This is a genomic window from Streptomyces sp. NRRL B-1140 (assembly GCF_001280065.1).
Lineage (GTDB): Bacteria > Actinomycetota > Actinomycetes > Streptomycetales > Streptomycetaceae > Streptomyces.
The window spans coordinates 33,062-54,601 of sequence record NZ_LGEA01000173.1; the positions used below are offsets into that span (position 1 = coordinate 33,062).

The following is a 21,540-nucleotide window of genomic DNA, read 5'->3' on the forward strand; positions in this document are numbered from 1 at the left end:
GCGGGTGCCCCCTTCGCGCTGACGCGGTGCTCACATCGAGGCGCCCGCCATCGAGCGGCACGACTCGGCGCAGCGGCGACAGGCCTCGGCGCAGCGCATCATCTGCGCGTCCTCCGGCATGGACATACACGCCTCGGCGCACATGTCACAGGCCCGGGCGCACATCGCGCACATGTCGGCCATGAGCGGCGAGCGGCGCATCATCATGTCGGCGCACATGCGCGTCATCTCGGCGCAGTCCATGACCGCGCGCATGATCTGCATCTGGGCCGGGCCGCCCGTCTGCAGGCAGGAGCTCATGGTCTCCTCGCACACGCTGTGGCAGGTCATGCAGGTCTGGACGCAGTCCTGCATCTCCTTGCTCAGGGGGGCGGCGGTGGCGGGTTGCTGGGTCATGACGTCCTCCCAGGGGTGGCGGGAGCCGCGGATCGACGCCCGCTCCTCTCGTCCTACGCCTCCGGCCCCATGAGCACCACAGGGCGGACCCTTCCACGTGTGTGAGGCACGACTCAGCGGGCTCTGCGTGAAAGCGCCGACAGCGGCAAAAAGGGGGGATGCAGGCGCGCCGGAGCCCGGCGCGACAGGGCGGGGCGGCGAAACGCGCAGGGGGGAGACCCACACATGACACAGCAGATGTACGACGAACCCCGGACCTCGAGTCCGAGCGGTCAGGACGGGCAGAGAGGGCAAAGAGGCCAGTCGGATACGGGCCCGGGAGGCCCGGAGGAGCAGAAGCAGCGGCTGCGCAGACGGCTGGAGCGGTTGATCGGCATCGCCGCGACCGAGGGCAACGAACTGGTGCCGTTGCGCAACGGGGACGAGATCTTTCCCGCGATGCTGGCCGCCATCCGGGCCGCCGAGCACACCGTCGACATGATGACGTTCGTGTACTGGCGCGGCGAGGTCGCCCACGAGTTCGCCGACGCGCTGGCCGAGCGGGCCCGCGCGGGTGTGCGGGTGCGGCTGCTGCTGGACGGCTTCGGGGCCAAGGAGATAGAGCGGGACCTGCTGGACGCCATGGACGAGGCGGGCGTCCACGTGGCCTGGTTCCGCAGACCGACGCGCCTGTCACCGATGCGGCAGAACCACCGCTGCCACCGCAAGGTGCTGGTCACCGACGAACACACCGCCTTCACCGGCGGCGTGGGCATCGCGGAGGAGTGGTGCGGCGACGCGCGGAACCCGGACGAGTGGCGCGACACCCACGTCCAGGTCCGTGGGCCGGCCGTGGACGGCATCGCCGCGGCCTTCGCCCAGAACTGGGCCGAGTGCCACGACGACCTCTACGACGAGCACGACCGCTTCACCGCCCAGGATCAGCCGGGACAGGCCACGGTCCAGGTGGTGCGGGGCTCGGCCTCCTTCGGCTGGCAGGACATGCAGACGATCCTGCGGGTCCTGATCACCTCGGCGCAGGAGCGCCTGCGGCTGTCCACGGCCTACTTCGCCCCCGACACCTATTTCATCGACCTCCTGGCCGCCGCGGCCCGCCGCGGGGTCCGGGTCGAGATCCTGCTCCCCGGACCGCACACCGACCAGCGGGCGTGCCTGCTGGCCGGGCGGCAGCACTACCAGACGCTCGTCGACGCCGGTGCGGACGTGCGGGAGTACCAGCCGACGATGCTCCACACGAAGATCATGACGGTGGACGGGGTCTGCTCCCTCATCGGCTCCACGAACTTCAACCGCCGCTCCATGGAGCACGACGAGGAGGTCGTCCTGGCCGTCCTCGACGAGGACTTCACCGCCCGGCTCGACGCCGACTTCGAGGCCGACACGGAGCGGAGCGAGCCGATCGACGCGACCCGCTGGAAGCGGCGGCCCTTCACCGAGCGCCTCGCCGAGGCAGCGGTGACGCCGATCCGCCGCTTCCTGTGAGAACACCGGGGGCCGGAACGTCCGGCCCCCGGAGCCCGGCTACGGCAGGTTGCGCGCCATGACGATGCGCTGGACCTGGTTCGTGCCCTCGTAGATCTGCGTGATCTTGGCGTCGCGCATCATGCGCTCCACCGGGTAGTCGCGCGTGTAGCCATAGCCGCCGAGGAGCTGGACGGCGTCCGTGGTGGCCTCCATCGCCACGTCCGAGGCGAAGCACTTGGCGGCGGCGCCCAGGTAGGTGAGGTCGGCGTCGACGCGCTGGGAGGCCGCTGCGGCCTGGTAGGTCAGGGCGCGGGCGGCCGAGATCTTCATGGCCATGTCGGCGAGCATGAACTGGATGCCCTGGAAGTCGGCGATCGGCTTGCCGAACTGCTTGCGCTCCTGGACGTAGCCCTTGGCGTAGTCGAGGGCGCCCTGGGCGATGCCGAGGGCCTGGGCGGCGATGGTGATGCGGGTGTGGTCGAGGGTCTTCATCGCCGTGGCGAAGCCGGTGCCCTCCTCGCCGATCATGCGGTCGGCGGGGATGCGGACGTTGTCGAGGTAGACCTCGCGGGTCGGGGAGCCCTTGATGCCGAGCTTCTTCTCGGGGGCGCCGAAGGAGACGCCCTCGTCCGACTTCTCGACGACGAAGGCCGAGATGCCCTTGGAGCGCTTGGTGGGGTCGGTGACGGCCATCACCGTGTAGTACTCGGACTCGCCGGCGTTGGTGATCCAGCGCTTCACGCCGTTGAGGATGAAGTGGTCGCCGTCGCGGACGGCCTTGGTCTTCATGCCGGCGGCGTCGGAGCCGGCGTCCGGCTCGGAGAGGCAGTAGGAGAACATGCCCTCGCCCTTGGCGAGCGGGGTCATGTACTTCTTCTTCAGGTCCTCGGAGCCGGAGAGGATCACCGGCAGGGAGCCCAGCTTGTTCACGGCCGGGATGAGGGAGGAGGAGGCGCACACGCGTGCGACCTCCTCGATCACTATGACGGTGGCCAGCGCGTCCGCGCCGGCGCCGCCGTACTCCTCCGGTACGTGCACGGCGTGCAGGTCGTTCGCGACCAGGGCCTGGAGGGCCTCGCGGGGGAAGCGGGCCTCCTCGTCCACCGCGGCGGCGTGCGGCGCGATCTTCGCCTCGGCCAGCGAGCGGACGGCGTCACGGAGCATGTCGTGCTCCTCGGACGGGCGGTACAGGTCGAAGTCAGCCGATCCGGCCAAGGTCTCTCACGCTCCAAAACGCTGCGATGGTGACGCTAACTACCGTTAAGTAATCAAAAGTTTATGGGGTCGCCCACCCGAGTGATACGTGAGCTAGGCGACAGCGGAGAAGTTGCCCGGTGAAGCGTGCGGCCATGCCCCGGCTATGCTCGGGCGCGCACCGCATGCCGTAGACCCCTGGAGCACCCCATGGCCCTGAAGATCACCGTGATCGGCACCGGTTATCTCGGCGCGACACACGCGGCGGCCATGGCCGAACTGGGCTTCGAGGTGCTCGCACTCGACGTGGTGCGCGAGAAGATCGAGAAGCTGGAGCGCGCCGAGGCCCCGATGTACGAGCCGGGCCTGGAGGACCTGCTGCGCAAGCACGTGGCCGGTATCGAGGGCTCCAGCGGACGGCTGCGCTTCACCCAGGACTGGGCCGAGCTGGGCGCGTTCGGCGACGTGCACTTCGTCTGCGTGAACACCCCGCAGCGGCACGGCGAGTACGCCTGCGACATGAGCTACGTCGACTCCGCGATCTCCTCGCTCGCCCCGCACCTGCACGGTCCGGCGCTGGTCGTCGGCAAGTCGACCGTGCCGGTCGGCTCCGCTGACCGCCTCGCGGCCTACCTGGCCGCGCACGCGCCCGCCGGTCAGGACGCCGAGCTGGCATGGAACCCGGAGTTCCTGCGCGAGGGCTTCGCCGTCGACGACACACTGCACCCCGACCGTCTCGTGGTGGGTGTGCGCAGCGAGCGGGCCGAGAAGCTGCTGCGGGAGGTGTACGCGACGCCGATCGCGGAGGGCTCGCCGTTCGTGGTGACGGACTTCCCGACCTCGGAGCTGGTGAAGACCTCCGCGAACTCCTTCCTCGCCACGAAGATCTCGTTCATCAACGCGATGGCGGAGGTGTGCGAGGCCGCGGGCGGTGACGTCGCCAAGCTGGCGGAGGCCATCGGGTACGACGACCGCATCGGAAGGAAGTTCCTGCGGGCCGGGATCGGTTTCGGCGGCGGTTGTCTGCCGAAGGACATCCGGGCGTTCATGGCGCGCGCCGGTGAGCTGGGCGCGGACCAGGCGCTGACGTTCCTGCGGGAGATCGACTCGATCAACATGCGCCAGCGGGGGCAGATGGTGGAGCTGACCCGGCAGGCGCTGGGCGGTGGGCCGTTCCTGGGCAAGCGGGTGGCGGTGCTGGGTGCGACCTTCAAGCCCGACTCGGACGACGTGCGGGACTCCCCCGCGCTGAACGTCGCCGGGCAGATCCACCTCCAGGGCGGCCAGGTCACGGTCTACGACCCCAAGGGCATGGACAACGCCCGCAGTGTGTTCCCGACCCTCGGCTACGCCGACTCGGCCCTGGACGCCGTGCGCGGGGCCGACATCGTGCTGCATCTGACGGAGTGGCGGGAGTTCCGGGAGCTGGACGCCGAGGCCCTCGGCGAGGTCGCCGCGGCGCGGGTCATCCTGGACGGCCGCAACGCCCTGGACCCGGAGCTGTGGCGCAAGGCCGGGTGGACGTACCGGGCGATGGGGCGTCCCAAGGCCTGAACGCCGGAGGCGTGAGACAGGCGACGCCGGTTCGGCCGAGGCTCAGTCGGCCGAACCGGCGTCTTCGTGCATTCTGCACCACCCGGACGTACGGCGGGGCGACCGGAGGGCTTCCGGGCGAAGTGTGCCGGGGCTGCCGCCCGGTGGGTGCCGGGCGGCGCGGCGCCGCGGAGATCCGCCGGAGGCGGTCTACGCCCCCTTGGCCCGGTAGCGGCGCATCTTCGCGCGGGCCCCGCAGACCTGCATGGAACACCAGCGGCCGCGGCCGGCCGGGCTGCGGTCGTAGTAGGCCCAGTGGCAGTCGGCGGCCTCGCAGGCCTTGAGGCGGGTCCAGGTGCCGGCGACGAGGGCCTCGGCGACCGCGGCGGCCACGCGTGCGTGCAGGGAGCGGTCGTCGGCGGGGGCCAGGGCGGCCGAGCCGTCCGCCGCGTCGACGGTGACGAGGAGCGGGGCTTCGGCCAGGAGCTCGCCGAGCGGGGTGACATCGCGGTGCGGCGGGTGGCCGGCGTGGGCGAGCAGGGTCGCGCGCAGGGACTCGCGCAGGATGCGGGCCCGGTCGGTCCCGTCCGCGGTGATGCCGAGGCGCTCCCGGCCCTCGGGCGTGCCCAGCGCGTCGGCGCCGGACTCGATGTCCAGCGTGTTCACCAGGGCCTCGACCAGGGCCAGGCCGCCGGGCGCGGGCGATCTCTCCGTCATGGCTGGACCGTACCTCTCGCGAATCCCCTTGCGAGGTTACCGCCCATGGGGGAGCATTCAGTAACGGTTACTGGTTACCCGCTTCTTCGGGTAACCGACTTCGAGGAGGAAGTCATGGCTCTCGCCAAGCTGGGTGTCGTCGTCCTGGACTGTCCGGACCCGCACGCACTCGCCGGTTTCTACGCCGAGGTGCTCGGGGGCACGCCGACGGTGGAGACCGACGGGGACGACGTGTGGATCGACCTGGAGGTGCCGGGCGGCACCCCCCTGGCGTTCCAGTCGGCTCCCGGGCACGTACCGCCGCAGTGGCCGTCCGACGGCTCGCAGCAGTTCCACCTCGACCTGGTGGTGGACGACCTGGACGCGGCCGAGAAGGGTGTGCTGGCCCTCGGCGCGAAGGCGCTGGACGCCGAGGACCGGGAGCGGTCGTTCCGGGTTTACGCCGATCCGGCCGGGCACCCGTTCTGCCTCTGCGCCTGCTGACCCCTGGAGGCTCCATGTCCGCCGTGGCCCGTTTCCGTTCCGTGGTCGTCGACTGCCCCGACCCTCACGCGCTGGCCCGCTTCTACGCGCAGGTCGTCGGCGGTACGCCGGAGCGGGAGGACGACGACCCCGGCTGGGTGGTGCTGCGGGTCCCCGGCGGGCCCCGGATCGCCTTCCAGCGCTCCCCGGACCACACCCCGCCGGAGTGGCCGCGGGCCGACCGCAACGCCCAGCAGTTGCACCTGGACTTCGACGCCGGGGCGACCTGGGAGGAGATCGACGCGGCCGAGGAGCGGGTGCTGGCGCTGGGTGCGCGAGTGCTGGACAAGGAGGACTACGAGAAGAAGGACTTCCGCGTCTACGCCGACCCGGCGGGGCACCCGTTCTGCCTGTGCCGGATCGAGCACGGCTAGCCGGGCAGGAGACGGTTGCGGGCTCCTGCCTGTGGCTCCGTCAGCCGTCCAGCTCCGAGATCGTCGCCGTCGACGGCTCCCGGCGCTGCTGGGCGGCTCGGGCCGTGAAGTCGGCCCCCCGCAGGACGCGTTGGACGTTGCCCCAGGTCAGCAGGGCCACATCGGCCTCCTCCCAGCCGCGTCGGAGCAGCTCGGCGATCAGCCGCGGATAGCAGGAGGTGTCGCCGAGCTCCCGCGGGTGGGCCGCCCCGGAGTCGTAGGTGCCGGACAGGCCGACGCAGTGTGTTCCGGCCACGTCCCGGATGTGGTCGAGGTGGTCGGCGACGTCGCGGACGGTGGGGCCCGCCTGCTCGGCGGTCAGCGGCACCAGGCAGAGCCCCTTGGCCGCGCCCAGCTCCGCCAGCAGGTCGTCGGGGAGGTTGGCGGGGTGGGGGCGCAGGCTGCGGGCCGCGGAGCGGCTGCACAGGACGGGAGCCCGGGAGAGGCTCAGGGCCCGGCGCAGGGTCTGCGCGGAGGCACCCGAGAGGTCCGCGATCACGCCGAGACGGTTCATCTCGCGCACGACCTCCTCACCGAACCGGGTCAGCCCCGCGTCACTCGCCCAGGACACCCCGGTCAGGGTGAGGACCCGCAACCCGAGCAGGTGCAGCTGACGCAGGATGCCGAGCGAGTCGCCCAGGGCCGGGGCACCGGCGGGGCCGAGCAGCACGGCGACGCGGCCGCAGTTACGGGCGTCGGCGACCTGCCCGGCCGTGCAGGCCGGCCGCAGACCCTCCTCGCACGTGCGCACGATGGTCTTCGCCAGGTCCAGCTGTTCCAGGGTGGCGCCGACGGCCCGGTCGCCGTCGATGCCCTCGGGCAGATGCAACGACCAGAACAGGGCGCCCACATGGCCGCTGCGCAGCCGGGGCACGTCCGTGTCGACGGTGCTCTCGCCGTCCCGCAGGTCGTACCAGGACAGGCGCTTGAGGGCCCAGGGCAGCCCGTTGTAGCCGTCGGCGACGGGGTGGGCGGCGAGGATGGCGCGGGCCCGGGTCATGGGTGCGTCGTCCGGATCGGAGACGGGCTCGTAGGGCTCCGCCGGGACAAGGCCCTCGTCGGGGTACGGCTCGGCCAGCTCGTCGAACTCGTCGGCGGCCGGGGCGGCGGTGCGCAGGTCGTCCTGAAGATCTGCCATGGCGGCTCCGTACGTCGTTCGTGAGATACGGTCACCGTCGCACGGAGCGGGACGTGGTTCCTGGTGGGCGGGGCGTTCGGAGTACGGAACCGGCGCCGCGCGCGAGTGCCCTCAGGGCAGCCGGGCGGCCTCGATGACCTCGTCCAGGGTGTCCCGCGAGCGGACCAGATCGGCGATCATCCGCTCGATACGGGCCCGCTCGGCAGTGAGGTCGGCGACCAGTTTCGGGGTCGCGACGACGGAGGGGCCGCCGTCGGTGTCCCGCATGCAGGGGAGCAACCGGACGATCTTCTCGCTGCCAAGCCCCGCCGCGAACAGTTCCTGGATGCGGATGACGCGGTCCACGGCCGCCTCCGGATACTCCCGGTGGCCGCCCGGGGTGCGCTCGGCGAACAGCATCCCCCGCTTCTCGTAGTAGCGCAGCGACCGCTCGCTCACGCCGGTGCGCCGGGCCAGTTCACCGATCCGCACACGCCACCCCCGGGACTTGAATCTGACATCAGTGTCAGGTTTTAGCGTACCGGCATGACGTACTCGACCGCACTCTTCGAACCGGCCCGTCTGCCCGGTCTGGACCTGCCCAGCCGTCTGGTGATGGCTCCGCTGACCAGGAACCGGGCAGGGGCCGACGGCACTCCGACCCCGCTCATGGCCACGTACTACGCCCAGCGCGCCTCGGCCGGGCTGATCATCGCCGAGGCCTCGACACCGAACGCCACCGGGCAGACGTACCCGAACATCACCGCCGTCCACAGCCCCGCGCATGTGGCCGGCTGGCGCCAGGTCACCGATGCCGTGCGGGAGGCGGGCGGGCGGATGTTCCTGCAGCTCCAGCACGGCGGCCGGGTCGGCCATCCCGCGACCAGCGGGCTCACGCCGGTCGCACCCTCACCCGTCCCGCTGCCGGAGACGATCCACACGCCGCGGGGACGCCTGCCGTCGGTCGTCCCGCGCGAGATGACCTCCGATGACATCCGCACCACCGTCGCGGACTTCGCGAGGGCCGCCCGCAACGCGATCGACGCCGGGTTCGAGGGCGTGGAGGTGCACTCCGCCAACGGCCATCTGCTGCACCAGTTCCTCGCCCGCAACACGAACCTCCGCACCGACGGCTACGGCGGCTCCGTCGCCGCCCGGATACGGTTCACCGCCGAGGTGACCGAAGCCGTGGCCGCCGAGATCGGAGCCGGGCGCACTGGGCTGCGGGTCTCCCCCGGCAACACCGTCAACGGCATCGCGGAGGGCGAGACGGAGGACCTCTACCCGGCGCTCGCCGAGCGGCTCGGCGGGCTGGGGCTCGCCTATCTGCACCTGGTGCACGCCGACCCGGACACGAGGGTGTTCCGCAACGTACGCGCCGCCTGGCCGGGCGTGCTGGTCGGCAATCCGGTGCTGAAGGAGGTCTCCACGCGTGAGGTGCACCGGGCCTCCGGGGCGCTGCTGGCCGCCGGAGCCGACCTGATCGCGCTGGGCCGGCCCTTCCTCGCCAACCCCGACCTGGTGACGCGGCTGCGGCTCGGCGCACCGCTGAACGCGATGCGCGAGGGCACCTTCATGTACGTGGGCGGGGCGACCGGCTACACCGACTACCCCGCCCTCGACGCTCAGCCGGCGGGCGCGTCCAGCGACTCGATCGTGGCGTTGGACGGCGACCGCGTCGCCTGAAGACCCCGGGCGACCTCCTCCGCCGCGTCCAGCACCCGGACCGCGTTCTTCCAGGTCAGTTTGGCCAGATCGGCCTTGGACCAACCGCGGTCGAGCAGTTCCGCGAGGAGGTTCGGGTAGCCGGAGACGTCGGTGAGGCCCTCGGGGGTGAAGGCCGTGCCGTCGTAGTCGCCGCCGATGCCGAGGTGGTCGATGCCGGCCGCCTCGCGCATGTGGTCCAGGTGGTCGGCGACGGTCGACACCGTCGCGACCGGGCGCGGGTACCGCTCCTCGAAGGCGCGGTGGACCTTCATGGCCTCCGCCGTGGTGTCGAGGTGGTGGAAGCCGTGGGCGCGCATGTTCTCGTCGGCCGCGGCGGTCCAGTCCACGGCCGCCTGGAGCACGAACTTCGGCACGAACGTCACCATCGCGATGCCGCCGTTGGCGGGCAGCCGCTCCAGGACGTCGTCGGGGACGTTGCGCGGGTGGTCGCAGACGGCCCGGGCGGAGGAGTGGGAGAAGATCACCGGGGCGGAGCTCGCGTCGAGCGCGTCCCGCATGGTCGTCGCCGCCACGTGGGAGAGGTCGACGAGCATGCCGAGCCGGTTCATCTCCCGGACGACCTCACGGCCGAACGCGGTCAGGCCGCCGGCCTTCGGCTCGTCGGTCGCGGAGTCCGCCCAGTCGACGTTGTCGTTGTGGGTGAGGGTCATGTACCGCACGCCGAGGCCGTACAGGCCGCGCAGGGTGCCCAGGGAGCCCGCGATGGAGTGGCCGCCCTCCGCCCCCATGAGGGAGGCGATCCGGCCCTCCCCGCGCGCCGCCTCCATGTCGGCCGCGGTGAGCGCGGGACGCAGGTCCTCGGGGTGGCGGGTCAGCAACTGCCGTACGCAGTCGATCTGTTCGAGGGTGGCGGCGACCGGGTCGGGCGAGTCGGTGCGGACGTACACCGACCAGTACTGCGCGCCGACCCCGCCGGCGCGCAGCCGGGGGATGTCGGTGTGCAGATGGGCGCTCTGGTCGGCGGCGATGTCCCGGGCGTCGAGGTCGTAGCGCACCTGTGCGCGCAGCGCCCAGGGCAGGTCGTTGTGGCCGTCGACGACCGGGAACTCGCGCAGGAGTTCCCGGGCCGCCTCCTGGGAGGTCACCGCCGTCACTTCCCCGCGCCGAAGCCGAATCCGCCCGCGCCCTCGACCTTGGAGCGCAGGCGCTTGCCCTTCTCGGTGGCCTGGTCGTTCAGCTCCTGCTGGAAGTCGCGCATCCGGCCGCGCAGTTCCTCGTCGTGTGCGGCGAGGATGCGGGCGGCGAGCAGACCGGCGTTGCGGGCCCCGGCGACGGAGACCGTCGCGACCGGGACACCGGCCGGCATCTGCACGATGGACAGGAGGCTGTCCATGCCGTCGAGGTACTTCAGCGGCACGGGCACGCCGATGACCGGCAGCGGGGTCACCGAGGCGAGCATGCCGGGCAGGTGGGCGGCGCCACCCGCCCCGGCGATGATCACCTTGAGCCCGCGGGCGTCGGCCTGCTCGCCGTAGGCGACCATCTCGCGCGGCATGCGATGCGCGGAGACGACGTCGACCTCGTAGGCGATCTCGAACTCGTCGAGGGCCTTGGCGGCGGCCTCCATGACGGGCCAGTCGGAGTCCGACCCCATGACGATGCCAACAACAGGGCTCATTCGGTGATGGTGCCTCTCAGGTAGCCGGCTGCGTGACGGGCGCGCTCCAGCACGTCGTCCAGGTCGTCGCCGTAGGTGTTGACGTGTCCGACCTTGCGGCCGGGCTTCACGTCCTTGCCGTACATGTGGATCTTGAGCTGGGGGTCGCGGGCCATGCAGTGCAGGTACGCGGAGTACATGTCCGGGAAGTCCCCGCCGAGGACGTTGACCATCACGGTCCACGGGGCGCGCGGGCGCGGATCGCCGAGCGGGAGGTCCAGGACGGCCCGCACGTGATTGGCGAACTGGCTGGTGACGGCGCCGTCCATCGACCAGTGGCCGGAGTTGTGCGGGCGCATCGCGAGCTCGTTGACGAGGATGCGGCCGTCGCGGGTCTGGAACAGCTCGACCGCGAGGTGCCCGACGACGCCGAGCTCCTTGGCGATGTTCAGCGCCATCTCGGAGGCCTCCAGGGCGAGGGCCTCGTCGAGGTCGGGGGCCGGGGCGATGACCGTGTCGCAGACGCCGCCCACCTGGCGGGACTCCACGACCGGGTAGGCGACGGCCTGACCGTGCGGGGAGCGCACCACGTTGGCGGCGAGCTCCCGGAGGAAGTCGACCTTCTCCTCGGCGAGCACGGGCACACCGGCCTTGAAGGGGTCGGCGGCCTCCTCGACGGAGTCGACGACCCACACGCCCTTGCCGTCGTAGCCGCCGCGGACGGTCTTGAGGACGACCGGGAAGCCCTCGCCCTCGGCCGCGAAGGCCGCCACGTCCTGCGGATCGGAGACGATCCTGTGTCTGGGGCAGGGAACGCCGATCGCGTCGAGCTTCGCGCGCATCACCCCCTTGTCCTGGGCGTGCACGAGCGCGTCGGGGCCGGGGCGGACGGGGATGCCGTCCGCCTCCAGGGCCCTGAGGTGCTCGGTGGGTACGTGTTCGTGATCGAAGGTGATCACATCGCACCCCCGGGCGAACTCGCGCAGCGTGTCGAGGTCGCGATGGTCGCCGATGACGACATCGCTCACGACCTGCGCAGCGGAGTCCTGCGGGGTGTCACTGAGGAGCTTGAACCTGATGCCCAGCGGGATGCCCGCCTCGTGTGTCATACGAGCGAGCTGGCCACCGCCGACCATGCCGACTACCGGGAACGTCACGCCCCCAGGGTATCGGCCGCGCCAGAGTGGCCGGTTTCCTGTCCCCCACCGGCTCTCCCCGGACCATCTCCGGCCGCCCACCGGCATCGGCAGGAAGATCGCGCGGGAGGGTGGTTAGCATGGCTTGGTTGACGCCGACGAACGGACGGGGGCCTGTACGACCATGGGACATGGTGCCTCCCGGCTCCGACGGGTCGTTCACGAAGTCGCCAAGTTCGGCGCGGTGGGCGGCGCCGGGGTGCTGGTCAACCTCCTCGTCTTCAACCTCGTACGCCACACCACGGACCTGCAGGTGGTCCGCGCGAGCGTCATCGCGACCGTCGTGGCGATCGTCTTCAACTACGTCGGCTTCCGCTACTTCACCTACCGTGACCGCGACAAGAGCCGCCGTACGCGTGAGATGACCCTCTTCCTGCTGTTCAGCGCGATCGGCCTGGTCATCGAGAACGGCGTCCTGTACGCGGCCACGTACGGTTTCGGCTGGAACACGCCGCTGCAGAACAACGTCTTCAAGTTCCTGGGCATCGGCATCGCGACCCTGTTCCGCTTCTGGTCCTACCGCTCCTGGGTCTTCCGCGCGCTGCCCGCCGACGAGTCGGCCCCGGCCCCGTTCGAGCCAACCGGGCCCGCCGCCCACGAGAAGACGAAGCAGCAGGTGCCGTAGCCCTCCCGAGGCCCGGCGGCGCGGCTTCGGCGGACCGGCGGTTCTAGCGGACCGTCGGTTCCTCGTCGTCGTCCGCGGGCTTCTGCAGGGGCGTGCGGGACAGGAACAGGCCGAAGACCGGGGGTTTGGTCTGGAGCATCTCCAGACGGCCGCCGTCGGCCTCCGCGAGGTCGCGGGCGACCGCCAGGCCGATGCCCGTGGAGTTGCGGCCGCTGATCGCCCGTTCGAAGATGCGCGCGCCCAGGTCGGCGGGGACGCCGGGCCCCTCGTCCGTGACCTCGATGACCGCCTGGTTGCCGGTGACGCGGGTGCGCAGGGCCACCGTGCCGCCGCCGTGCATGAGGGAGTTCTCGATCAGGGCGGCCAGGACCTGCGCGACCGCGCCGGGCGTGCCCACCGCGCGCAGATGCCGCTTGCCGGAGCTGACGATCGCCCGCCCCGCGCTGCGGTACGCCGGCCGCCACTCCGCGAGCTGCTGCTGGATGACCTCGTCGAGGTCGAAGGAGACGGCGGAGCCGGTGCGCGGATCGCGGGAGTTCGTCAGCAGCCGCTCCACGACGTCCGTGAGCCGCTCGACCTGCGTCAGCGCGATCGTCGCCTCCTCCTTCACCGTGTCCGGGTCGTCGGTGAGGGTGATCTCCTCCAGCCGCATCGACAGCGCCGTGAGCGGCGTGCGCAGTTGGTGGGAGGCGTCGGCGGCCAGCCGTCGTTCGGCGGTCAGCATGCGGGCGATGCGCTCGGCGGAGCCGTCCAGCACGTCCGCCACCCGGTCCAGCTCGGGCACCCCGTACCGCTTGTGCCGGGGCCTCGGATCGCCCGAGCCGAGCCGCTCGGCCGTCTCCGCGAGGTCGGTCAGCGGCGACGCCAGCCGGTTCGCCTGGCGGACGGCCAGCAGCACCGCGGCCACCACCGCCAGCAGCGCGACCAGCGCGATGATCAGCAGCGTCCGTCCGACCTCACGGGTCACCGAGGAACGGGGCTCCTGGACGGTGACCGTCTCGCCCTCCTCGCCGGGCGCGGTCGCGGTGATGACGTCACCGTCCGGCTTGTCGCCGACCTCGATGGGCGCCTCGCCGGGTATGCGGATCACCGCGTAGTAGCGGTCCTGCGTGACCTGCTGGCGCAGCACCTCCGCGTCGACCTGCTGCGCCCCGAAGAGCCGGCTGTCGACGACGCTGGCGAGGCGGACCGCCTCGGAGTCCACCCGCTCCTGGGCGCTGTTGCTGATCGTCCGGGTCTCGACGATGACGAGGGAGACGCCGAAGACGGCGATCACGACGAGCACCACGGCGAGCGTGGACTGGATCAGTCGGCGACGCATGTCCTGTTACCCGAGCCCGCCTCGCGGCTCAGCTCTTCTCGAAACGGAAACCCACACCGCGCACGGTGGCGATGTAGCGGGGGTTGGCCGCGTCGTCGCCGAGCTTCTTGCGCAGCCAGGAGATGTGCATGTCGAGGGTCTTGGTCGACGACCACCAGGTGGTGTCCCAGACCTCCCGCATCAGCTGGTCGCGGGTGACGACCCGGCCCGCGTCGCGCACCAGCACCCGCAGCAGGTCGAACTCCTTGGCGGTGAGCTGGAGCTCCTCCTCGCCCATCCAGGCGCGGTGCGACTCGACGTCGATGCGCACGCCGTGCGTGGCGGGCGGCTGCTGCGGCTCGGAGACGCCGCGCCGGAGCAGGGCCCGCACCCGGGCGAGCAGCTCGGCGAGCCGGAACGGCTTGGTGACGTAGTCGTCGGCGCCCGCGTCGAGCCCGACGACGGTGTCCACCTCGTCGGCGCGCGCGGTCAGGATGAGGATCGGGATGGCGTGTCCCTCGCCCCGCAGGCGGCGGGCCACTTCCAGGCCGTCCATGCCGGGCAGACCGAGGTCGAGCACGACCAGGTCGACGCCACCCTGCAGTCCGGCGTCGAGAGCGGTGGGTCCGTCCTCACGGACCTCGACCTCGTAGCCCTCCCGGCGCAGAGCACGGGCCAGCGGCTCCGAGATGGACGCATCGTCCTCGGCGAGCAGTACACGGGTCATGAGGTGATGGTAGACCTGCGACGCCCTGAGCTGGGGTGTGACCGGAACCCTTGATTCTTACCGTCGGCATGCACGGTTCTTACGTCCTTGAGGTAAGCGTAAGAACCTCCGCCTCTGGGATGGGAATGTAAGAAGGACCTTGGAAACGGGTGTGCGGTTCCAGCGACACCTGTGATCCTTGTCTCAAGTCCTTCCATATGGGGCGGTGTCCTGCCGTATGGTGAATCAACGCCTGTAGCACCATGGCGACCTTCGGAGGCCTTTGCCCTGAAGGTCTCTTTTGTGTGCGGGCCGGTTCTCGCCGGCCCCCCACCGAAACGACCTGTGGCCGGGCCTCGTCGTGCGGCGACGCGCGTAGAGGCATGGATCCCGGCGGCTACCGCCCACCGCTTCGTGACCCGGAGCGGACCTCCCGAAGGCGTCGGGCGGACGGCCTTGCCCGCCGGTGCCGGCACACCCCCACCGGGCGCACCTCCGTTGCCACGGGGCGCGTCCCGAGCAGCAAGGAACGACCATGGCGTCCAGCCTGACGAAGGACTCGGCCCGACCGGGCACCCCCGGTGCCGAGCGGACCTTCTTCGGCCACCCCCGCGGACTGGCCACTCTGTTCATGACCGAGATGTGGGAGCGTTTCTCCTACTACGGCATGAGGGCCCTGCTCCCGCTGTACCTCGTGGCCCCGGGTGGCCTGCACCTGAGCGCCGGTACGGCGACGGCGATCTACTCCGTGTACCTGTCGCTGGTGTACCTGCTCACCCTGCCCGGCGGCTGGTTCGCCGACCGGGTACTGGGCCCCCGCAAGACGGTCGCCGTCGCGGGCGTGGTCATCATGCTGGGCCACTTGTGCCTGGCGCTGCCCGCGGCCGCGAGCTTCTACGTCGGCCTGGGTCTCGTCGCCGTCGGTTCCGGCCTGCTGAAGGCCAACATCTCCACGATGGTCGGCCACCTCTACGACGGTCCGGAGGACCCGCGCCGCGACGGTGGCTTCACGGTCTTCTACATCGGCATCAACCTCGGCGCCTTCATCGCGCCCCTGGTCATCGGCACCGTCGGTGAGAGCGTCGACTGGCACCTGGGCTTCGCGCTGGCCGCGCTCGGCATGGCGCTGGGCCTCGTCCAGTTCCTGCTCGGCAGCCGCCACCTGGACGCGAAGAGCAGTGTGGTCCCGACCCCGCTGACGCCCGCCGAGAAGGCCTCCACCCTGCGCAAGGGCCTGATCTGGCTGGCCGTCGCCGTGGTCTTCTACGGCCTCGTCGGCGGCACCGGCCACTTCACCCTGAACTGGGCGCTGATCCCGCTCACGCTCCTCGGCCTGATCGTGCCGATCCTGGTCATCTCCCGGATCATGCGGGACAAGGACCTGGACTCCGGCGAGCGGTCGAAGGTGTCGGCGTACATCTGGTTCTTCGTCGCCGCCGCCGTGTTCTGGATGATCTACGACCAGGGTGGTTCCACCCTGTCGCTGTTCGCCGAGAAGAGCGCCGACAACACGATCTTCGGCTGGGAGTTCCCGGTCTCGTGGTACCAGTCGGTCAACCCGGTCCTGATCATGGCCCTGGCGCCCGTCTTCGCCTGGCTGTGGCTGTGGCTGAACCGCCGCGGCAAGGAGCCGAGCACCATCGTGAAGTTCGCCTCCGGCCTGGTCCTGGTGGGTGCCTCCTTCTTCCTCTTCCTCGCCCCGCTCTCGATCGCCGAGGGCGGCCACAAGGCCGCGGCGATGTGGCTGGTCGCGATCTACTTCGTGCAGACCGTCGGCGAGCTGACGCTGTCGCCGGTGGGTCTGTCCGTGACGACGAAGATGGCGCCGGCGAAGTACGCCTCGCAGATGATGGGTGTCTGGTTCCTCGCGGTCACCGCGGGCGACTCCGTCACCGCGCTGCTGTCCAACCCGGCCGTCGGCGGGGTCAACCTCGACAGGACGGGCTTCGTGGCCCTGGAGGCGGCGCTCGCCGTGGTCGCCGGTTTCGCGGTGTACATGTACCGCCGGAAGGTCAAGGCCATGATGGGCGACGTCCGCTGACCGCCGCTGCCTGACCACGGGAGAAGGGCCGTCACACCGGGGTGTGACGGCCCTTCCTCATGTCCCGGTCGATCTCGGGGGATCACCCTCCGGGGCGAACCAGGGCGTGGCGGAGGCCCGGCGTGGGGCCGGTGGCGGCAGGCGGCGGGCCGGGCGGGCCGCGTGGCCCGGGCTGCGGGGCCGTGCGTGGTCGATCGCGGCGAGTGCGCCGCGCACCAGCGCCGCCGGTACGACCAGGAGGACGAGGACCCAGAACAGCGTCACACCCCAGGGGCGGCCCACGCCCCAGGGATGTTCCGCGAGCACCTTGCCGCCGTACTTCAGCGACACGGTGTAGTCGCCGTGCGCCCCGGCGCCGAGCTCCACGGGCAGCTCGATGCGGGCCTTGCCGCCGGGCCGGATCGTGCCGCGCCACCGCTGGGCCTGCCACTGGGGGGCGTATACGCCGTGCGAGGTGCCGACCTGGAAGACCGGGTTCCTCACGGGGGACGTGCCGACGTTGCCGACGGTGACGACGAGGGTCCGGGAGGGCGGGGAGCCGAACCAGGTGAGCAGTCCTCCCGAGCCCCGCAGCCGGGTGTCGGTGAGCGGGGACAGCCGTCCGCCGGCCGCGTCGGCGGGCAGCGGCTCGACCGCGTGCCCGGCGACCTGGAGGGCCGCGTCGGCCTCGGCGGCGGCTCCGGTCGCGGTGGCCACGTGCACCACGCAGGGGCACGGCACGGGCGGCTCCACGACAGGCAGTTCGCGGCGGAAGCGCCCGTCGGCGCCGGTGGTGACGGCGCGACCGTCGGCGTTGGCACAGGAGTTGGTGCCGCCGGTCACGCCCCGCCGCGGCTCGGCCTGCCCGCACACGAGCAGTGTCAGCAGGGCACGCGGCCGCCAGCCACTGCCGCTGACCGTGACCGAACCGCCCGTGCCGGCCTGGGCCTTGGACAGCTCGACGAGGGGCCGGTCCGCCGCCGCGACGGGCCCGGCGCCCGCCAGGACCGACAGCAGCGCCGACAGCACCCACAGGGACACGTAGGGAAGGCGGAAGGCGGGCGGCATCGGCGGCTCCAGCGGTCGTACGGTGCCGGCGCGGGGCCGGCACCGGGCGGCGTACGGTCCTGCGCTCAGCGGTGCACCGGACACGGTCGTACGGGGTCTGTGCGCGGCCGAGCAGCGTGCGGTCGCCCACTCGGCAGTGCACCGGCCGGGAGGGGCGCAGGGGCAGCGGTCCCGCCCGTACCCCCCGGAGCGGTACGTCTGCCGGAGGGTCTCCGGTCAACGGGCCGTTTCTGCTCCTCGACGGCGCCGTGTCAGCCACAGGGCACCTGCCGCTCCGGCGAGCAGGACCGTGCCGCCCAGGGTGCCGAGGGCGACCGCCGAGTCCTCGGGCCCGGTCCGCGGAAGTCCGGCGCCGGTGTCCGGGCCGGAATCGCCACCCTGGGCGGAGCCGGTCGTGCCGCCGCCCCCCTTGGCCTCGACGTCGAGGGTGAGGGACGGGCCCGGGTCCTTCGTCGGGGTGCAGGTGGTCGTCGTGCCGAGCGCCTTGATCGTGAGCACGCCGGCCGTGAAGGTCACTGCGCCGCTCTTCCTCGGCGTGTACGTGCCGCTCAGGTCGCTGATCTTGATGGGCGTGTTGGCCGGGATCGCGGCGTCGTTGGCGGGGCCGGTCACCGACAGGGTGCCGCTGTCCGCACCGCCCAGGGCGATGGTGGCGCTCGGCGTCATCGCGCCCTTGCCCAGTTCGACCGGGCTGGAGGAGACGCCCTTCTGCCAGGACATGGTGAGCCGGTAGCCGTTGCCCTTCTTGACGCCTTTGATGTCGATGGGAGAGACGGCACTCTTGTCGCCGATCGGCGTCTTGCACTGGTAGTCGACGTCGACGACCTCGGCCCGGGCGACGGGGGCGGCCATCCACACCGCCGAGCCGGCCAGGGCCGCGGCGGACGCGAGCGCGGCGGTTCGTTTCCGGTACGACACGGTGCCGCTCCCCTTCCTGTTTCTGACGGCGTATCAGATCGGGCCGTCAAGGTACGCCCGGGGCCTCGAGGAAGGAAGACACGGCGCACGCCGGATCTGTGAGGGATCAGGCGTGCGGTGAGCGACGCGCGCGGGGGGAAACGCGGCGGCCGCGCGGTGCGGGCAGTCACCCGTTCGGACGCACGACCGAGAGCACCGTGACCGAAGGCGCCCCACGGGATGCGGGCGGACGCGCTCGTGACGCGGACGCCCCCGGCCGAACAGGAGTCCCCAGGATCAGGCGGGTGCGCCCAGTTCCGCCCACACCGTCTTGCCGGAGACTCCCGGCGTACGGACCACGCCCCAGTCCAGGCAGAGGCGCTGGACGATGAACATGCCATGACCACCCGGGCGTCCCGCGCGGTGCGGCGTACGGGGTGCGGGCTGGCCGGTTCCCCGGTCGGCGACCTCGACGCGGATCACCTTGTTGTCGCAGGAGATCCGCAACTGGTCCGGCCCCTCGGCGTGCAGGCACGCATTGGTCACCAGCTCGGACACGACCAGCAGCACATCCTCGGCCGCGGCCCGCTGGTCGGCGGAGGCGGCAGGCAGCCAGCCCCACGCGTACAGCGCCTGGCGGGTGAAGTCGCGGGCCATCGGAACGACGCCGCTCTCGTCCTCGAAGCTCAGCCGACGCACCTGCGGACCCCCCTGCGACGACGCGGCCCCGGACGGCGCTTCCGCGCCCTCGCCGGACGCACCGGTCGCCGCTACGCCACCCTCGGACGCCCCGGAAGCGCCGCCGGGCTCCGGCCCGCGGTCGCCCGGCGGGTAGGGCCGGGTGGTGCTCATCAGCGCTTCACCTCACCGATTCACCAGTTCACAATTCAAAACGTTCACTACACAGTCAGTCACGCGATGTGCGGCACATCGGTTTCACGGCCGCCCCGCCACCCGGGTGCCCGACAGGTTCAGGATGTCTCCTGCCCGGGTGGACCGGCTGAACACCCATGCATTCCGCACGAATGACGTGACAGGGCTGGGACACCGGTCACAGAGGGATCGCCGAGGCACCGCGCGCCGACGCACCGCCGGTCAGCCCGACTCGTCGGCCAAGGCCGCCTCGAGCGAGTCATGGACACTGAAGACCGCGTCCGCACCCGTGATCTCGAACACGCGTGCCACCACCGGTTGCATACCGGCGAGCGAGACGCCGCCACCGGCGGCCTCCGCCTTCAGCCGCGCCCCGAGGAGCACGTTGAGCCCCGTGGAGTCGCAGAACTCCAGGCGCGCGCAATCGATGACCAGGCGCTTGAATCCCTTGGCGAGGCAGTCCTCGAGTGGCTCACGCAACAAATCGGCGGTGTGGTGATCCAACTCACCCGCCGGGGTCACGACGGCACTAGAGCCCTCTTCCCGCACCTCCACCAGAAGCCGGCCAGACTGTGCGCTGCCGACCGTCCCGCGGTCCATGCCGTCTCTCTCTCCTGACGTCGAGGCTGGTTGCTGACGCCCTCGAACACTACGCCTTCCCGGCACGGTCCGACACCCGAACAACTACACACAAACGGACATATGCCCACAGAACGCACTTGCGGTGGGCTCGGGAAAGCGGGTAGGCCTAGTAAGGACACGTACCCGACACGGCCGGCTTTGGAGGCGCCGCACACCGCAGTGCACCTGACGGCTCCGGCAGCCATATGCCGAGAACGATGGAGGACATCATGTCACCCCGGCTCGACGGATCGCGTACCCACAAAGCGACGTCGACACCCCCTCCGGACCATCTGGAACCCATCGAGCAGGCCGAGATGCTCGTCACACAGGACGGCCTCCTCGCCGGACTTCCGGACATCCCCCCGTACGAGGAAGTCGACGCGGTCGACGCCCGGGCGTTGTCCAGGACCCTCTTCGAGCGTCTGGAGACGCTGGAGGAAGGGACCCACGAGTACTCGTACGTCCGCAACACGCTCGTCGAACTGAACCTCGCGCTGGTCAAGTTCGCCGCCTCCCGGTTCCGCTCCCGCAGCGAGCCGATGGAGGACATCATCCAGGTCGGCACCATCGGCCTGATCAAGGCGATCGACCGCTTCGAGCTGTCCCGCGGTGTGGAGTTCCCCACGTTCGCGATGCCGACCATCGTCGGCGAGATCAAGCGTTTCTTCCGCGACACCTCGTGGTCCGTGCGGGTCCCGCGGCGGCTGCAGGAGCTGCGGCTCGACCTGGCCAAGGCCGGTGACGAGCTGGCCCAGAAGCTGGACCGCGCCCCGACGGTGACGGAGCTGGCCGAGCGTCTCGGCCTCTCCAGGGACGAGGTCGTCGAGGGCATGGCCGCGTCGAACGCCTACACCGCCTCCTCGCTGGACGCCCAGCCGGAGGAGGACGACTCCGAGGGCGCGCTCGCGGACCGCATCGGCTACGAGGACCACGGACTCGAAGGCATCGAATACGTCGAGTCGTTGAAGCCGCTGATTGCCGAACTCCCGCCGCGCGACCGGAAGATCCTGTCCCTGCGGTTCGTCGCGGGCATGACGCAGTCGGAGATCGGCGAAGAGCTCGGCATCTCGCAGATGCACGTCTCGCGCCTGCTGTCGCGGACGCTGGTGAAGCTGCGCAAGGGGCTGACCGTCGAGGACTGATCCTCGACCCTGGTGTACGTGTCCCTCGGGGGCGGGCCGGACGGCCCGCCCCCGGGCGCGTGCCACCGGTGGTGGCGGCGGCCCTTCAGGAGTTGAGGAACAGCGCCGCCGTCGGCAGCAGCGGGGCCGTCAGGCTCAGCAGCCAGTAGGTGTGCGGGGCGAGTGCCGTCCGGCGCCGGAGCGGCCTGTTGGCGAGCCACCAGATCAGGCCGTAGAGCGTGACGACGGGGACGACGATCACGAGCGCGGGGGCCATGCCGTCGTTCTCGGTGGGTTCCCGCGTGGTCCAGCCCGCGTCGGCGAGCGGCCAGTTCGCCGCGAGGTACCAGAGCAGCCAGAACGGCACCACGCCCGGGATCCCGAGCAGTACGTTCACCACGAGTGGTGCCGACCAGTGCTTCGCCATCC

At 71.2% G+C, this 21,540-nt stretch carries 23 protein-coding genes; 8 read left to right on the plus strand and 15 right to left on the minus strand.

Annotated elements, in window-relative coordinates; all coding sequences use genetic code 11:
* Positions 1–30: 30 nt before the first annotated feature.
* Positions 31–396: a four-helix bundle copper-binding protein gene (locus ADK65_RS35695; RefSeq protein ID WP_053675671.1), complete on the minus strand. Its 366-nt coding sequence runs from the start codon at positions 394–396 to the stop codon at positions 31–33.
* 225 nt (positions 397–621) lie between these two features.
* On the opposite strand from ADK65_RS35695, the gene ADK65_RS35700 reads away from it, so the two are divergent.
* On the plus strand, positions 622–1,878 hold the full coding sequence (locus ADK65_RS35700; protein WP_234353052.1) for a phospholipase D-like domain-containing protein: 1,257 nt from the start codon (positions 622–624) through the stop codon (positions 1,876–1,878).
* 39 nt (positions 1,879–1,917) lie between these two features.
* On the opposite strand, the gene ADK65_RS35705 is transcribed toward ADK65_RS35700, so the two are convergent.
* Positions 1,918–3,075 (minus strand): acyl-CoA dehydrogenase family protein, encoded by a 1,158-nt coding sequence (locus ADK65_RS35705; protein WP_053675673.1) that lies wholly within the window; start codon positions 3,073–3,075, stop codon positions 1,918–1,920.
* 189 nt (positions 3,076–3,264) lie between these two features.
* On the opposite strand from ADK65_RS35705, the gene ADK65_RS35710 reads away from it, so the two are divergent.
* Positions 3,265–4,608: a UDP-glucose dehydrogenase family protein gene (locus ADK65_RS35710; protein WP_053675675.1), complete on the plus strand. Its 1,344-nt coding sequence runs from the start codon at positions 3,265–3,267 to the stop codon at positions 4,606–4,608.
* A gap of 189 nt (positions 4,609–4,797) precedes the next feature.
* Here the strand turns inward: ADK65_RS35710 and ADK65_RS35715 are convergent, their stop codons facing one another.
* Positions 4,798–5,304 (minus strand): CGNR zinc finger domain-containing protein, encoded by a 507-nt coding sequence (locus tag ADK65_RS35715; RefSeq protein WP_053675677.1) that lies wholly within the window; start codon positions 5,302–5,304, stop codon positions 4,798–4,800.
* 114 nt (positions 5,305–5,418) lie between these two features.
* Here ADK65_RS35715 and ADK65_RS35720 point away from each other — a divergent pair, with 114 nt between their 5' ends.
* Both ADK65_RS35720 and ADK65_RS35725 read left to right on the plus strand, forming a co-directional pair.
* On the plus strand, positions 5,419–5,787 hold the full coding sequence (locus ADK65_RS35720) for a VOC family protein (RefSeq protein ID WP_053675679.1): 369 nt from the start codon (positions 5,419–5,421) through the stop codon (positions 5,785–5,787).
* Positions 5,788–5,801: 14 nt separating this feature from the next.
* Positions 5,802–6,200, plus strand: coding sequence for a VOC family protein (locus ADK65_RS35725; protein WP_053675681.1), 399 nt, complete (start codon positions 5,802–5,804; stop codon positions 6,198–6,200).
* Positions 6,201–6,240: 40 nt separating this feature from the next.
* On the opposite strand, the gene ADK65_RS35730 is transcribed toward ADK65_RS35725, so the two are convergent.
* Both ADK65_RS35730 and ADK65_RS35735 read right to left on the minus strand, forming a co-directional pair.
* Positions 6,241–7,377: a dipeptidase gene (locus tag ADK65_RS35730; RefSeq protein ID WP_053675683.1), complete on the minus strand. Its 1,137-nt coding sequence runs from the start codon at positions 7,375–7,377 to the stop codon at positions 6,241–6,243.
* Between the two features lie 111 nt (positions 7,378–7,488).
* Positions 7,489–7,848 (minus strand): MerR family transcriptional regulator, encoded by a 360-nt coding sequence (locus tag ADK65_RS35735; RefSeq protein WP_053675684.1) that lies wholly within the window; start codon positions 7,846–7,848, stop codon positions 7,489–7,491.
* 54 nt (positions 7,849–7,902) lie between these two features.
* On the opposite strand from ADK65_RS35735, the gene ADK65_RS35740 reads away from it, so the two are divergent.
* Positions 7,903–9,042: an alkene reductase gene (locus ADK65_RS35740; protein ID WP_053675686.1), complete on the plus strand. Its 1,140-nt coding sequence runs from the start codon at positions 7,903–7,905 to the stop codon at positions 9,040–9,042.
* Here ADK65_RS35740 and ADK65_RS35745 read toward each other — a convergent pair.
* Genes ADK65_RS35745 through ADK65_RS35755 form a run of 3 tightly spaced genes read right to left on the minus strand, consistent with a single transcriptional unit; the run spans position 8,982 to position 11,838 of the window.
* Positions 8,982–10,169, minus strand: coding sequence for a dipeptidase (locus ADK65_RS35745; RefSeq protein WP_053675688.1), 1,188 nt, complete (start codon positions 10,167–10,169; stop codon positions 8,982–8,984). The two genes, ADK65_RS35740 and ADK65_RS35745, sit on opposite strands and share 61 nt — an antisense overlap.
* A gap of 5 nt (positions 10,170–10,174) precedes the next feature.
* Positions 10,175–10,702: a 5-(carboxyamino)imidazole ribonucleotide mutase gene (purE, locus tag ADK65_RS35750; RefSeq protein WP_107092465.1), complete on the minus strand. Its 528-nt coding sequence runs from the start codon at positions 10,700–10,702 to the stop codon at positions 10,175–10,177.
* On the minus strand, positions 10,699–11,838 hold the full coding sequence (locus ADK65_RS35755) for a 5-(carboxyamino)imidazole ribonucleotide synthase (RefSeq protein ID WP_053675692.1): 1,140 nt from the start codon (positions 11,836–11,838) through the stop codon (positions 10,699–10,701). Before ADK65_RS35755 ends, purE begins: the two co-directional genes overlap by 4 nt.
* Positions 11,839–12,001: 163 nt before the next feature.
* On the opposite strand from ADK65_RS35755, the gene ADK65_RS35760 reads away from it, so the two are divergent.
* A complete protein-coding gene (locus tag ADK65_RS35760) occupies positions 12,002–12,502 on the plus strand; it encodes a GtrA family protein (RefSeq protein ID WP_053675693.1) in 501 nt (166 codons plus the stop codon).
* Positions 12,503–12,545: 43 nt separating this feature from the next.
* Here the strand turns inward: ADK65_RS35760 and ADK65_RS35765 are convergent, their stop codons facing one another.
* Together ADK65_RS35765 and ADK65_RS35770 are read right to left on the minus strand one after the other, a co-directional pair.
* Positions 12,546–13,823: an ATP-binding protein gene (locus ADK65_RS35765; protein WP_053675695.1), complete on the minus strand. Its 1,278-nt coding sequence runs from the start codon at positions 13,821–13,823 to the stop codon at positions 12,546–12,548.
* A 28-nt stretch (positions 13,824–13,851) separates the two neighbouring features.
* Positions 13,852–14,529 (minus strand): response regulator transcription factor, encoded by a 678-nt coding sequence (locus ADK65_RS35770; RefSeq protein ID WP_053675697.1) that lies wholly within the window; start codon positions 14,527–14,529, stop codon positions 13,852–13,854.
* Positions 14,530–15,043: 514 nt separating this feature from the next.
* On the opposite strand from ADK65_RS35770, the gene ADK65_RS35775 reads away from it, so the two are divergent.
* Entirely contained in the window at positions 15,044–16,549 is a 1,506-nt protein-coding gene (locus ADK65_RS35775) for a peptide MFS transporter (RefSeq protein WP_053675699.1), read from the plus strand.
* A gap of 57 nt (positions 16,550–16,606) precedes the next feature.
* On the opposite strand, the gene ADK65_RS35780 is transcribed toward ADK65_RS35775, so the two are convergent.
* The 4 genes from ADK65_RS35780 to ADK65_RS35795 form a co-directional block, all read right to left on the minus strand.
* Positions 16,607–17,596 carry a hypothetical protein gene (locus ADK65_RS35780; RefSeq protein WP_053675701.1) on the minus strand — a complete coding sequence of 330 codons (990 nt, stop codon included), beginning with the start codon at positions 17,594–17,596 and terminating at the stop codon, positions 16,607–16,609.
* Between the two features lie 216 nt (positions 17,597–17,812).
* Complete coding sequence (locus ADK65_RS35785) at positions 17,813–18,514, minus strand: LPXTG cell wall anchor domain-containing protein (protein WP_053675703.1); 702 nt, start codon at positions 18,512–18,514, stop codon at positions 17,813–17,815.
* Positions 18,515–18,790: 276 nt separating this feature from the next.
* Positions 18,791–19,345, minus strand: coding sequence for an ATP-binding protein (locus ADK65_RS35790; protein WP_053675706.1), 555 nt, complete (start codon positions 19,343–19,345; stop codon positions 18,791–18,793).
* A 243-nt stretch (positions 19,346–19,588) separates the two neighbouring features.
* Positions 19,589–19,966 carry an STAS domain-containing protein gene (locus tag ADK65_RS35795; protein WP_031102780.1) on the minus strand — a complete coding sequence of 126 codons (378 nt, stop codon included), beginning with the start codon at positions 19,964–19,966 and terminating at the stop codon, positions 19,589–19,591.
* A gap of 251 nt (positions 19,967–20,217) precedes the next feature.
* Between ADK65_RS35795 and ADK65_RS35800 the strand changes: the two genes are divergently transcribed.
* The gene (locus ADK65_RS35800; protein WP_107092471.1) at positions 20,218–21,132 is read left to right on the plus strand and encodes an RNA polymerase sigma factor SigF; all 915 of its coding nucleotides are present in this window, start codon (positions 20,218–20,220) and stop codon (positions 21,130–21,132) included.
* A gap of 85 nt (positions 21,133–21,217) precedes the next feature.
* Here ADK65_RS35800 and ADK65_RS35805 read toward each other — a convergent pair whose 3' ends face one another.
* Positions 21,218–21,538: a hypothetical protein gene (locus ADK65_RS35805; protein WP_053675710.1), complete on the minus strand. Its 321-nt coding sequence runs from the start codon at positions 21,536–21,538 to the stop codon at positions 21,218–21,220.
* Positions 21,539–21,540: the final 2 nt, after the last annotated feature.

Bases quoted from the DNA above. Each gene is read 5' to 3' on its own strand.
- ADK65_RS35695 (WP_053675671.1), bottom strand. From the start codon at position 396: ATGACCCAGCAACCCGCCACCGCCGCCCCCCTGAGCAAGGAGATGCAG.
- ADK65_RS35790 (WP_053675706.1), bottom strand. From the start codon at position 19,345: ATGAGCACCACCCGGCCCTACCCGCCGGGCGACCGCGGGCCGGAGCCC.
- ADK65_RS35795 (WP_031102780.1), bottom strand. From the start codon at position 19,966: ATGGACCGCGGGACGGTCGGCAGCGCACAGTCTGGCCGGCTTCTGGTG.
- purE (WP_107092465.1), bottom strand. From the start codon at position 10,702: ATGAGCCCTGTTGTTGGCATCGTCATGGGGTCGGACTCCGACTGGCCC.
- ADK65_RS35730 (WP_053675683.1), bottom strand. From the start codon at position 7,377: ATGGCAGATCTTCAGGACGACCTGCGCACCGCCGCCCCGGCCGCCGAC.
- ADK65_RS35725 (WP_053675681.1), top strand. From the start codon at position 5,802: ATGTCCGCCGTGGCCCGTTTCCGTTCCGTGGTCGTCGACTGCCCCGAC.
- ADK65_RS35700 (WP_234353052.1), top strand. From the start codon at position 622: ATGACACAGCAGATGTACGACGAACCCCGGACCTCGAGTCCGAGCGGT.
- ADK65_RS35805 (WP_053675710.1), bottom strand. From the start codon at position 21,538: ATGGCGAAGCACTGGTCGGCACCACTCGTGGTGAACGTACTGCTCGGG.
- ADK65_RS35720 (WP_053675679.1), top strand. From the start codon at position 5,419: ATGGCTCTCGCCAAGCTGGGTGTCGTCGTCCTGGACTGTCCGGACCCG.
- ADK65_RS35800 (WP_107092471.1), top strand. From the start codon at position 20,218: ATGTCACCCCGGCTCGACGGATCGCGTACCCACAAAGCGACGTCGACA.
- ADK65_RS35770 (WP_053675697.1), bottom strand. From the start codon at position 14,529: ATGACCCGTGTACTGCTCGCCGAGGACGATGCGTCCATCTCGGAGCCG.
- ADK65_RS35775 (WP_053675699.1), top strand. From the start codon at position 15,044: ATGGCGTCCAGCCTGACGAAGGACTCGGCCCGACCGGGCACCCCCGGT.
- ADK65_RS35760 (WP_053675693.1), top strand. From the start codon at position 12,002: ATGGGACATGGTGCCTCCCGGCTCCGACGGGTCGTTCACGAAGTCGCC.
- ADK65_RS35715 (WP_053675677.1), bottom strand. From the start codon at position 5,304: ATGACGGAGAGATCGCCCGCGCCCGGCGGCCTGGCCCTGGTCGAGGCC.
- ADK65_RS35765 (WP_053675695.1), bottom strand. From the start codon at position 13,823: ATGCGTCGCCGACTGATCCAGTCCACGCTCGCCGTGGTGCTCGTCGTG.
- ADK65_RS35740 (WP_053675686.1), top strand. From the start codon at position 7,903: ATGACGTACTCGACCGCACTCTTCGAACCGGCCCGTCTGCCCGGTCTG.
- ADK65_RS35780 (WP_053675701.1), bottom strand. From the start codon at position 17,596: ATGCCGCCCGCCTTCCGCCTTCCCTACGTGTCCCTGTGGGTGCTGTCG.
- ADK65_RS35710 (WP_053675675.1), top strand. From the start codon at position 3,265: ATGGCCCTGAAGATCACCGTGATCGGCACCGGTTATCTCGGCGCGACA.